This is a genomic window from uncultured Meiothermus sp. (assembly GCF_937863175.1).
Taxonomy (GTDB): domain Bacteria; phylum Deinococcota; class Deinococci; order Deinococcales; family Thermaceae; genus Meiothermus.
In genome coordinates this window covers 1-11,199 of record NZ_CALMCQ010000110.1, presented here as the reverse complement: position 1 = coordinate 11,199, position 11,199 = coordinate 1, and the positions used below count along the sequence as shown (strand labels likewise).

At 59.6% G+C, this 11,199-nt stretch carries 9 protein-coding genes and 1 pseudogene; 8 read left to right on the top strand and 2 right to left on the bottom strand.

Annotation, left to right across the window (positions count from 1 at the left end; all coding sequences use genetic code 11):
* Positions 1-233 (top strand): hypothetical protein (locus Q0288_RS04490; RefSeq protein ID WP_299427810.1); only part of this gene is annotated, 233 nt, incomplete at its 5' end.
* Positions 234-416: 183 nt separating this feature from the next.
* Here Q0288_RS04490 and ilvA read toward each other — a convergent pair.
* Positions 417-1,649 (bottom strand): threonine ammonia-lyase, encoded by a 1,233-nt coding sequence (gene ilvA / locus Q0288_RS04485; protein ID WP_299427808.1) that lies wholly within the window; start codon positions 1,647-1,649, stop codon positions 417-419.
* 358 nt (positions 1,650-2,007) lie between these two features.
* Here ilvA and Q0288_RS04480 point away from each other — a divergent pair, with 358 nt between their 5' ends.
* The 4 genes from Q0288_RS04480 to Q0288_RS04465 all read left to right on the top strand — a co-directional run bounded on the left by Q0288_RS04480 (position 2,008) and on the right by Q0288_RS04465 (position 8,155).
* The gene (locus Q0288_RS04480) at positions 2,008-2,379 is read left to right on the top strand and encodes a hypothetical protein (RefSeq protein WP_299427806.1); all 372 of its coding nucleotides are present in this window, start codon (positions 2,008-2,010) and stop codon (positions 2,377-2,379) included.
* 383 nt (positions 2,380-2,762) lie between these two features.
* Positions 2,763-3,131 (top strand): hypothetical protein, encoded by a 369-nt coding sequence (locus tag Q0288_RS04475; RefSeq protein ID WP_299427804.1) that lies wholly within the window; start codon positions 2,763-2,765, stop codon positions 3,129-3,131.
* 59 nt (positions 3,132-3,190) lie between these two features.
* Positions 3,191-5,239, top strand: coding sequence for a diguanylate cyclase (locus tag Q0288_RS04470; protein ID WP_299427801.1), 2,049 nt, complete (start codon positions 3,191-3,193; stop codon positions 5,237-5,239).
* Between the two features lie 69 nt (positions 5,240-5,308).
* Entirely contained in the window at positions 5,309-8,155 is a 2,847-nt protein-coding gene (locus Q0288_RS04465) for a CHAT domain-containing protein (protein WP_299427798.1), read from the top strand.
* Positions 8,156-8,207: 52 nt separating this feature from the next.
* Here the strand turns inward: Q0288_RS04465 and Q0288_RS04460 are convergent, their stop codons facing one another.
* Complete coding sequence (locus Q0288_RS04460) at positions 8,208-8,864, bottom strand: TIGR00730 family Rossman fold protein (RefSeq protein ID WP_299427795.1); 657 nt, start codon at positions 8,862-8,864, stop codon at positions 8,208-8,210.
* Positions 8,865-8,913: 49 nt separating this feature from the next.
* Here Q0288_RS04460 and Q0288_RS04455 point away from each other — a divergent pair, with 49 nt between their 5' ends.
* The 3 genes and pseudogenes from Q0288_RS04455 to Q0288_RS04445 form a co-directional block, all read left to right on the top strand.
* Positions 8,914-9,420 (top strand): Uma2 family endonuclease, encoded by a 507-nt coding sequence (locus Q0288_RS04455; RefSeq protein ID WP_299427792.1) that lies wholly within the window; start codon positions 8,914-8,916, stop codon positions 9,418-9,420.
* Positions 9,421-9,698: 278 nt separating this feature from the next.
* Entirely contained in the window at positions 9,699-10,967 is a 1,269-nt protein-coding gene (locus Q0288_RS04450) for a pyruvate carboxyltransferase (protein WP_299427789.1), read from the top strand.
* A gap of 53 nt (positions 10,968-11,020) precedes the next feature.
* Positions 11,021-11,199: pseudogene (locus Q0288_RS04445) on the top strand (3-isopropylmalate dehydratase large subunit); the annotation flags it as partial.

The window sequence follows — 11,199 nt, the reverse complement described above, 5'->3', positions numbered from 1 at the left end:
GCCTGGAAGGCAGTCTTTTACTGGCCGACAACAGCGAAATCCCGGTAAAAGGAGCCCTTGCAGGCGACACGAAGGTGTTTGTCATCTTTGATCTGGGCCAGGGCGGACGCCTGGTGGGAGAAGGCGATGTCCAGGCCGACCAGAGCATTCGGGGGCCGTTTATTCTGGTGCAGCGAGAGAACGAGCGCACCGGTCTTAGCCGGGGTTCGTGGATCGCCACGCCTATTCCTTAGTGGCCTGGTGACAAGATTTTTTTTCATCCTGACCACTCAGGTCTAGACGTAAGGGTCGAAGGGTGCCAGAAACCTTCACCCAGGCGCAGGATCTAACCGGCCCCAGGCTGACTTAAGACCTGAGGCCTGCGACCTGCTCAACCGCGTGCTTGGTTTGAAATTCGGGTTCGCGAACCACTGCGCTCAGTCCGGCCACACGCCAGGCTCGTCGCGTTCAACCGCATAGCCCGCTTGCTCGAGGCTCGCCACCACCCCGTGGCCGTGTTGGGCGTCGCGCACCTCCAGTACCAGCTCCACCCCCACCTTGCCCAGCGGGGCCAGCCAGAGGGCGCGGCGATGGAACACGTCCACGATGTTGGCCCCAGCCGCAGCAACATGGTTAATAACCCTGGCTAAGGCCCCCGGACGGTCTATCACGGCCAGCTTAAGCAGCAGGTAGCGCCCCTGCCGCACCATCACCTGCTCGATCACCCGGGAGAGCAGGTTGCCGTCTATGTTGCCCCCGCACAACACGGTCGCCAGGGTCTGCCCCGACTTGATGGGGACTTTGCTCGCCAGAATGGCCCCCATCCCGGCAGCCCCGGCCCCCTCCACCACCAGCTTGAGGTTCTGGGCACAGTGGGCGATCCCCCGGGCTATCTCGTCGTCGGTGACCTCGAGCACTTCGTCTACGTACTGCTGGATCAGGGGTAGGGTCAGGTCGCCAGGGCGCTTGACCGCGATGCCATCGGCGATGGTCTGGGCCACCGGAACGCTGATGGGGGCCCCGGCCTGGAGCGACAGATTGACCGGCGCACAACCCACCGCCTGCACCCCCAGGATGCGGGCTTGCGGACGCAGGGTTTTGACCGCCTTAGCAATCCCTCCAATCAGGCCACCCCCCCCAATGGGCACCACCAGCACCTCCAGGTCGGGCAGGGCTTCCAGCAGCTCGAGGCCGATGGTGCCCTGTCCGGCGATGATTTTTTCGTCGTTGAAGGCGTGGACATAGGTATAGCCGTGTTGCTGCTGGAGTTCGTGGGCATGGGCTACTGCGTCGTCGAAGCTGGTGCCGTGCAACACCACCTCAGCCCCGTAGCGGCGGGTCGCCACCACTTTGGTCAGGGGAGCATGCTCGGGCATCACGATGGTGGAGCGGATGCCCTGTAGCGAGGCCGCCAACGCAACCCCTTGCGCATGGTTGCCTGCTGAAGGGGCAATCACTCCCCTGGCTTTTTCTTCGGAGGTGAGCGAAGCAATTTTGTGGTAGGCCCCGCGAATCTTGAAGGAGCCGCCGCGCTGCAAACACTCGGCCTTGACAAAGAGCCTGGCTCCGAAGTCTTCGGAAGCAAGGGGGTCGGGTAGGGTGGGGGTGGGGATAATCACCCCGCGAATCACCTCGCGGGCGGCCCGGATCTGCTCGAGGCTAACTGACATGGTTTGATTCTATTCGTTAGCGCCCCCAGAAGGTCATGCGCCTGGTCTTGGCTCGAGGTCTGCCTCCGTGACGCTCATTACGGGGCGCACCCCCACGAGTACGAGCCGAGCAGTACACGGCTCATCCGCGTTCGTAGAATGCGCCTCGAAGCCCAGGGGGGCGCTTTTGAATTAATGTTAACCGCCTATTCGTCCCAAAACACCGAGAAAAATTGTTAATCTTGCAGAGCGGCCTGGAACGTAACGGTCAAATCTGCACTTGATATCCAGGGTTTACCGCTAGTCTAATCAGCAGTCCCTGAGCAGGGGTGTCTCGAGGCCAGCCAACACCGCATAACTGTGAAGCCAGGAGCTCGTCATGATTTCAAACCCTCCCTCATCGCGTAAGGAAGCGATCCTGATTATGGATTCGCGCAACTTGCCCAGCGCCGCTGTGCGCTGCCAAAACTTTCATGGCACATGGAGCAAGCTCTACAAAGCTGGGGATATGTACCTGGATTTGTCGCTGAAGGCCGAGGGCAGGGGCGCGATGCTGGTGGGGCAGGTGCTTGTCGAAGCGCAAAAGCCGGTGGCTTTGAACGTGACCTTGCATAGTCCCAGCCGCAGCAACACCAGCCCCGTTAATGAATATGGAAACTTCCGGGTGAGCATCCAGGAGAAAGGGGATCATGTGTTGGAGGTTGATCTGGGCGAAGAGACTTTTTTGGTGCGAGGCCTGGAAGTGCTGTAACCCACCAGAAGGAGGACTGCATCGCACGGATCAAAACCCGTGCGATGTTGTTTTTGAGCAACCCCCGGGAGCGTATCCAGGCAAAGCGCGAACAGGCCCAACCCCTGCGTACACGTCGAACACTGATTTTTCACCCTGACTACGGAGACACCCAGACGGACTTCTTACAAGGCTTGTAATACACAGGCGTTAAGTCTGTATGTGTGATTGACACAGAGCAATTGGCCTGTTTCTGGCCGATTATCGCACCCACAACGTAACGAACTGGGGTGTTGTATTAAGGAATTTCGTTCTACGTAACGGTCATATACACCCCCCGAGCGCAAAAGCTTTCCTATTGTGGGATTTAGATACTTACTGCAGTCATACGAGGAGAGAATGCCGTGATTACCGACAAAACACCCACCCGCCGCGAGGCCATCCTGGTCATGGATTCGCGCAATTTGCTACACGACGTGCGCAACAACAGCCTGAGCGGATCGTGGAGCAAACTGTACAAGGTAGACCACCACTATCTTGACCTGAGCCTCAAGGTCGAGGGGGCGGAGTCGCTCTTGATTGGCAAGCTGGTCACGCCCACCCAGAGTAACGGTCAGGCCCGCCTGGTAGCCTGCAATGGCGGATTGTTGCAGGAAGTGGAACTGGGCGCCTCCGGTATGTTTCGCCTGCCGGTGCCGACCACCGGGGTTTATCACCTCGAGATGAGGCTGGGCGAGCAGCAGTTTGTGGTGCGCTCGGTAGATGTGTACTGAATAAGCAGTGTTGTCGGGTATTAGCAAAACCTTGGCAAACGTATTAAGGGAGTTTTGGCATGCCTCAAGATCGGCCTCCACGTCGCCTGCGCCTGGCTCGAGTCCCCTCGGAGTCCAAACCCGGTCGGCACGTATTGCCGCAAGCCGTCTCTACACAACTGATTGACCGCTTGCTCTCTGCGGCGGGTGCTACCCAGGCCCTGGAGCTGGGCCTCGAGGAGTTAATCCGCGAACTGCCTGGAGTCGAACAGGCCTTTTTGTGGATGCGGGAGGGTCTGAACCGCTTTAGCTTACAGGTTTTTCGCGGAGTGCCCAAAGAAGCCCTCCCGGCCCTTACGGGCTACGAGGGTGTGGAAGCGGTGCTGGAGTCTTCGCTCAAGACGGCCTATCTGGGTTCGCCGGAAGGCTGGTTGGGCGGGAGGGTTCATCTGGATCGCGAGGGGCATGTTCTGCACCGGGTTCTCGGCGCACTACCGGCCGAACTGGAACCAGCGACCGTAGAGCCTGGTGTCAACCTGACCCTGCCCCTGGTTGCAAACCGTCAGGTGTGGGCAGTATTACATCTGTATGCTCCTGCCCGATTCCTCGGCCAGGCCGAAGTGGATCTGGTGAACCAGTATGTGGCAGGGGTGGCCCCAATCCTGCGTGAAGTGTATCTGCGAGAAGCGGCTGAACGCCAGTCGCTGTGGCTATCTGCGGTCAACACCTTGTTGCGGGCCTCGCACGAGCAGCCACTCGAGACCGGGTTGCAGGATGCCCTCGAGGAAGCCACCCGCCTATCTGGGGCGGAAGGGGCTCGCTTGATTGCTTTCGAAGGGCACGCCATTCGCACCATTGCCCAGGCGGGATGGGGTGCGGGGCTGCCGGTAGAAGCAGCCATCACCCGCCAGCTAGGCGAACGGCTGCGCAGCGGACAACAAGTAGGAATTCCCCGCTACGATCTGTACCCAAACCATCGTCCCGAGCTGGTTGAAGCCGGCCTGCGCAGCTTATTTATCCTGCCCATTCTGCGCAAAAGCAGCGAAGTCAGCGCACTGCTGCTCTTCAGTACCCAGCAACACCGGCTACCCGATACCCTGACCCAGGAACTCCTCAGCGATATGGCAGCAGCCATTGGAGTGGTACGGGTCGAGTGGACCCTGCGGCGCGAACTGGCCTGGGCTGCCTACACCGACCCCCTGACCGGACTGGGCAATCGCCGGGCCTTCGAACGCGATCTGGAAAAGCTCTTCGACCAGGCTCATGACCGCAAGGTGGTGCTGGTGTTGCTCGATCTGGATGGATTCAAAACCATCAACGATACCTACGGCCACGTCCATGCCGATCACGTGCTGGTGCGGCTGGGCGGGGTGCTGCGCTCCAAAGCCCGGGCGGGCGACCGAGCCTACCGCCTGGGAGGAGATGAGTTTGCTCTGATCATCGTAGGATCCAGTACCCTCAATCCACCCCGCACAGCCGAGCGTTACCGTGCGCTGTTGGAGGAGATCCGCATCTCCGATAGCGCCTATTTGCGGGTCAGTCTGGGCTATGCCGTATACCCCACCGATGTGCCGGATATCCAGAATCTGTGGCGCATAGCCGACGACCAGATGTACAAAGATAAGGCCCTACGCAAGGGCCGCGCCCCGCTGTTCGATCAAGCCCTGGAGCAGGATCAATTGATGGTTCAACTCGAGACCCCCCTTTTCCGCACTGCCACCCGGCTGGGCCAGGCGCTGAAAATTGAGCCAGAGGAACAACAGGTGTTGCAGGCCAGCTGCTATCTGCTGCAACTGGCCCTGGGTGAAATTGAGGCTGTCCCGGATGTGCAGATCCCCGACGGGTTGTGGCGCGAGGCCGCACGGGTGCTGATGTTTGTCCACAGCCGCTGGGACGGGGGCAGTCGCCCTCTGGGTCTGTCGGGTGAACAGATCCCCAGGGCGGCCCGGGTGCTGCAAGTGGCTCAGCAGTTTACAGCGGCCCTGCAACACGTGGAAGGCCGTGCTGCTCTCAGCGTTGAAGAAGCCCTGGAGGATATTGCCCGAGAGGCCCGGCAGCGTTTCGACCCCGTGGTGGTGGAAGCCCTGCGTTCGATTCGGGGCTTCCTGAGCGATGATTCTGCCGCTTGAATCCAGACGGAAAACATTAGATAATTAGGTTTAATTATCAATTCCAGTTAAGATTGAGGCATTGCCGTTATGAATACTACAGACCTGGCCCAGTATCTGATGGACGAGCCCGACCCAGCCAAACGACTGGCGCGCCTTCAACAGACTGTGCCAGCGATTGGATTAATTGAAGTTCTTAAGGCGGAGGTAGACCGCCAGAAAGATGCGAATACTGCCCAGGCTTTGCTGGCGGGGGAACGGGCCGTAGAAGCCGCAGCTTACGTACAGGATGCCAGGGCCCGACCGGTGGCCTTGTGGGCGTATGCCGTAGGACTCACGGTACGCGGCCATTTTGCCGAGGCTATTCCGATTTATGAAGAAGCCCGCCAGGGGCTCCAGAACCTGGGACATGGGGAAGATGCGACCCGCGCCGGGATGCGGCAGATCCAGGCCCTGGCCATGCTGGGTGACATGAACGGGGCCCTGGCCCTGGCGGAAGAAATCCGCGAAGCATTCCAGGGGCTGGGTTTGCTTCGCGATGCAGCCCTGGTCAGCGTGAACATCGGCATCATCCATTACCGTTCGGGCCGAATGTCCGAGGCCGAGAGCACCACCGAGTATGCGCTGGAGCAACTCTCGCGGGTAGGGGATCTGGTGGGGCAGAGCAAGGCCCACGGCAATCTGGCCCTTATTTACGAGGCCCAGGATCGCTACCATGAGGCGATAGAACACTACCAGACCACCCTGGATATCTTGCGTACCCATAACCTGACCGAGGACTTTATTGGCATCAGCGTTAATCTGGCCCTGCTCTACCGCAAGAAAGGCCGCCTGAACCAGGCCCTCGACCTTCTGAGCCGGGTACGGGCCATGTATGGAAAGCTCGATGGCAGCCCCAACGCAGCCTTTGCCCAGCTCGAGGAAGCCCGGATCCACCTCGATCTCAACCTGTTATCGGAAGCCCGCAAGCTTTCCCAGGAACTGGTGGAGGTTTTCGCGGGACGGGGTATGCAGATGGAACAGGCCGAGGCCCTGACCACCCTGGGCAGCGCCCAGGCCAAGCAGGGCAAACTCGAGGAAGCCCGCCAGACTTTAGAACGGGCTCGAGGGGGCTGGTTATCCCTGGAAAACGCCTTCCAGGCTGCCCTGGTGGATGTTTCGGTAGCCTCTTTGTTTTTGGAGTCGGGTCGCCAGGGCCAGGTGGCCGCCCTCGAGCAGGCTGTGCTGGTAGCCGGGCGGGCCATCGAAGCTCTGGGCGAGGCACCCTCGGCCAAAGCGCTGGGCCTGAGCGTGATGGCTGAGGCCCTGTTGGATCTGGGCAACCGCTCTGAGGCCAAGCACTATCTGGAAGAAGCTGCCTCACTCGCAGTGGGGCTGGGTATTCCCGACCTGACCATCCGCATCGAGCGCTTGCGCGGTCAGATGGCTTGGTTGGAAAAGCGTACCCACGAGGCCGAACAGCACTTCAAGCAAGCCATCGAGCGCCTCGAGGGGGTGCGGGTCAGCCTGCCTGGGGACGAGTTCAAGTCGGCCTATCTAGGCGACAAGCTCGAGGTGTACGGCGACCTGGTAGACCTGCTACTGGACACCCAGCATCCCTGTGAAGCCTTTGAATATGCCGAACGAGCCAAGTCGCGGGCCCTGGTAGATCTGCTGGCCAGCAGGGGCGAAAGTCCTCGCACAGCCTGGAGCCCTGAGGTCGAGCGTTTGCAGCAGGAGCTGGTCGTCGCACGCCACGAGCTCAACCAGCACTTTCTGATAGCGGAAGCCGAGTCGGCGGCTGGAACCCGTGGCAGCGACTGGGAAAACATGGTAGCCGTCGAGGGGCGTGTTACGCACCTAATCCGCGAACTCGAGCGCCTTCAGCCCGAAGCAGCCGTGACCGAGCCGGTTCAAGAGTTTCGCCTGCACGATTTGCGGCAAGCCCTCGAGCCCGGCGCCATCCTGCTCGAGTACTTCCACACCCGCCAGGGTCTGATGGCCTTTGTGGTGCAGGGGGAAGACGTCCAGGTGGTGCGTGAGCTGGGCACCCTGGAGCAAGTCCAGCTGCACCTAGAGCAGCTCGAGTTTTTCCTCAACCGGGTCGCTCAGGGCGGTATAATGTTGAAGATTTACGGCGAGGAAGCCCTCAAACGCTCGGTTGACGACCATCTCCGGGCCCTCTACCGCCTTCTCATCGAACCCCTCCCGCTCCAGCTCTCCGGTCAGCACCTCATCATTGTCCCCCACGGGATACTCCATGCCATCCCGTTTGCTGCGCTTTTTGATGGTGAGCAGTACCTGCTGGATCGCGCGGAGCTTTCGCTCTCGCCCAGCGCTGCGGTGTTTGCCCTGTGTCGTAAACGCATCCGCCACAATCAGGGCTCGCTGGTGGCCTTTGGGGTGCCCATCGAAAACATTCCCCAGGCCACCCAGGAAGTGGAGCAGATCAGCCGGATTGCCCAGTCTCCGCATACGTTCGTAGGTGAAGCTGCTACCCTGCAAAACTTCTTTGCGGCCGCACCCCAGGCCGAGGTCTTGCACATTGCGTCCCATGGGGCTTTCCGCCCCGACAACCCCATGTTTTCTGGGCTGCGCATGGCAGATGGCTGGCTGGCGGCCCGCGACCTTTACAACCTGCACCTGGAAGCCGAACTGGTGGTGCTCTCGGCCTGCGAAACCGGTCTGGCCAAGCAAGCCAGCGGTGACGAATTGATGGGCCTGGCGCGGGGATTCCTCTACGCGGGCGCGCCCTGTCTGATCGCTAGCTTGTGGCCGGTGCGCGACGACGCCACTGCCCAATTCATGACCACCTTATACACCAATCTGCGCGCGGGGATGTCGGTAGCCACCGCCATGCGCGCGGCTCAGCTGATGCTGCGCCGGCAGTACCATAACCCCTATTACTGGTCGGCTTTTACGGTGACCGGGGACTCACACCGCACCGTGCGCATTTGACCCTGGTGCGAAAGTACCGATATTCCATCAGAGTCGTCCCTGGCAGGGCTTATCAAGTATCGTTGCCGTTGGCACTGGTCATGGCTTCCAGCACTTCCAGGGGGGTGTCTACCACCGTGATGAGGTCTAGGTCTTTGGCGGCAATGGCGCCGACCGGCAGCATGGTACTGCGCATCCAGTCCAGTAGCCCGCTCCAGTAAGCCCGATCCAGCACGAAGATTGGGAAGGGGTGCACCTTTTTGGTCTGCACCAGAACCAGCACCTCGGCCATTTCGTCCAGCGTGCCGAAACCTCCCGGCATCAACACAAATGCTTTGGCATAGCGCACCAGCATCAGCTTACGGGCAAAAAAGTAGCGGAAGCTCAGGCTATGGGTCTGGAAGGGGTTGGCCCTTTGCTCGTAGGGTAGCTGAATATTCAGCCCCACCGAGATGCCCCCCGCATTGTAGGCCCCCTTATTGGCAGCCTCCATCAGCCCGGGCCCGCCGCCGGTCACCACGCCGTAGCCAGCTTCTACCAGCCTTTGCCCCAGCAACTCGGCCTGGCCATAGTAGGGGTTAGTGGGGTCGAAACGGGCCGAGCCAAACACCGTCACCAACGGCACCCCCAGCTCACCCAGCACCTCGAACCCCTCCACGATTTCGGCCATGATGCGCCACAGCCGCCACGAGTCCTGATGCTGCAACAGATCAATTTCGGGTTGCGTCATGGTCTAACTCTAAAGCCAAACACAGAAGAAGTGTTGCTACAATTGGGTCATGGCTACCAGATACCGCTTTTCAGTCGAGGAGTTCGAGCGGGTGTTTGCGGGTGTCAAAAACCTGGAATTGCTGGAGGGGGAGATTTACCAGATGAGTCCGATTGGCCCCAAGCATATGCACACCCTGAACCGCCTGACCGGGCTGCTTGCTGTCGTGTTCAGCAAAAAAGCCATTGTATCGGTACAAAACCCCATTCGTGTACCTCCCGGTTCTGAACTCGAGCCCGATCTGGTCTTGCTCAGCTCTAATACCCCCCAAGACCGCTTGCCTGAACCACAGGAGGTGTTGCTGATCATTGAGGTGAGCGATACCACCCTGGAGTACGACCGCAAAGAAAAACTGCCCGTCTACGCCGGGGCGGGTATCCCCGAGTACTGGGTGGTAAACCTGATAGACGATGTGCTCGAGGTCTACCGGGAGCCCATGGGGCGCCTCTACCGCACCTGTACCCTCTACAAACCCGGCGAGATGGTCGAGTTTATGGGGGAGAAGCTCGAGTGGTAGCTCACTTGTGTGGAATTTTGGTGAGGCTTTAGGGCTTTTGTTGCACCCCAGAAAAAAGCAGACTAATGACAACACCCATCGTATTCACCAACCATCGCTCGACCATAACCAGCCCGCCTTGACAACCCTGGTATACCACCGTTACCCTAATCACTCGAGATGGCCATAAGTGCAAAAAAATCCACTGCCGGGGGGCTAGTCTGAGCTAGTCCGCATAGCTGCGTACCCGGCCCGCAAACCGCCTGCGGGTCGCGTTTTTTGTCTCTGTTGAGGTTTTTATGCAGGCAGAATATCCCATACCGCAAATACAAAACTCGCCCTATCGGCCTCGAGCCATCGAGATCGTGGACACCACTTTCCGCGACGGGCAGCAGTCACCCCTGCTATTCGACACCGAGAAGTACCGCTTTAGCCTGGAAGAGAAGAAACTGTTGCTGGCCGGTCTTATCGAGCTGGGGGTGACCCATATCGAGGTCTTCTCGCCGGTGGTGGGGGTGGCTGAGGAGCAGGACGTGCGGGAATTGATCGCCTATGCCCAGAGCATCACCCGGCAGGAAATTCTGTTTCTGGCCCACTGTCGCTGCAACCCGGCAGACATTCAGCGGGCGTTAGAACTCGGCTGCAACGGATTGAATTTGTATCTGGGGGTCTCGCCGCTGGCCCAAAAATACAACTCGCAAAAGAGCCTCGAGCAGTCCATCGAGCTGGCAAACGAGGTGGTCCAGGCCACCCGCCAGTCCTACCCTAGCCTTTACCTTCGGTTTAGCGCCGAAGATGCCTTCCGCACCGACCAGAGCGATATGCTTGCCCTTTACGACGCGGTTTACCCCTACGTCAACACCCTGGGGATGCCCGACACGGTGGGTATTGCCGAGCCGGAGGACGTGACCAAGGTGGTGGGCTTGCTGCGCCAGCGCTACCCCAGGGCCAGGCTGGAGTGCCACTTTCACAACGACCGGGGGCTGGCCCTGGCCAATGTTCTGGCTGCATTGCGGGCGGGGGTAAGCTACGTGGATGCCTCCATCTGGGGGCTGGCCGAGCGTTCGGGTATTCCCTCGCTAACCGGGGTATTGTTCAACCTCTCCAAGAAGTTTCCCGAAATTGCCCAGCAGTACAACCTGAGCCAGTGTTACCCCCTGAACGTGCTGATGGGTTCAATTCTGGGTACGCTGGTTCCCTACACCGAGCCCGTCTCGCTCACCAACCGTACCCACACCGCAGGAGTACACCAGAAAGCTGTCCTGGGCGAGAAGAAGGTATACGAGGCCCACAATCTGCACGACTTTGGGGTAGACAAAAACCAGCTATTGCTGGGGCCCTTGTCAGGCTGGAACCTGATTTACTACTATCTAAAAGAAGTGGAAAACTTTGTGATTAGCAAGGAGCAGGCCCGGCTTGTTACCCAGGAGTTCAAGGCCCGCACCGCCGAGATCGGGCGCAACAAAAAGCCCGAGGGGTTGCTTTTGCAAATTGCCGCCGAATATGGCCTCAGCCGCCACCTTCTTCCCGAGGAAGTGCCCACGGTAAGGCTCGAGAACCTGGATTGAAGGCTTTGTTATGTGGCTAGATAGCTATTTGCACGCATAAGTAGGGGGCGCCGATGGGAATGTCTTTGGCCGAAAAAATCCTTTCCAACCGGGCTGGTCGGGAGGTTCGAGCCGGTGAGTTAGTGGTGCTCGAGGTTGACCAGGTGATGGTGGTGGACTCCATAGCGGGTAGCTTTTTCAAGCGGCTGGAACAGCTTGGCGCTACCCCTCGTTTTCCCGAAAAAGTGGCCAT

Coding starts and splice junctions, on each gene's coding strand:
- ilvA (WP_299427808.1), bottom strand. CDS start 1,649: ATGTCAGTTAGCCTCGAGCAGATCCGGGCCGCCCGCGAGGTGATTCGC.
- Q0288_RS04480 (WP_299427806.1), top strand. CDS start 2,008: ATGATTTCAAACCCTCCCTCATCGCGTAAGGAAGCGATCCTGATTATG.
- Q0288_RS04470 (WP_299427801.1), top strand. CDS start 3,191: ATGCCTCAAGATCGGCCTCCACGTCGCCTGCGCCTGGCTCGAGTCCCC.
- Q0288_RS04465 (WP_299427798.1), top strand. CDS start 5,309: ATGAATACTACAGACCTGGCCCAGTATCTGATGGACGAGCCCGACCCA.
- Q0288_RS04460 (WP_299427795.1), bottom strand. CDS start 8,864: ATGACGCAACCCGAAATTGATCTGTTGCAGCATCAGGACTCGTGGCGG.
- Q0288_RS04455 (WP_299427792.1), top strand. CDS start 8,914: ATGGCTACCAGATACCGCTTTTCAGTCGAGGAGTTCGAGCGGGTGTTT.
- Q0288_RS04450 (WP_299427789.1), top strand. CDS start 9,699: ATGCAGGCAGAATATCCCATACCGCAAATACAAAACTCGCCCTATCGG.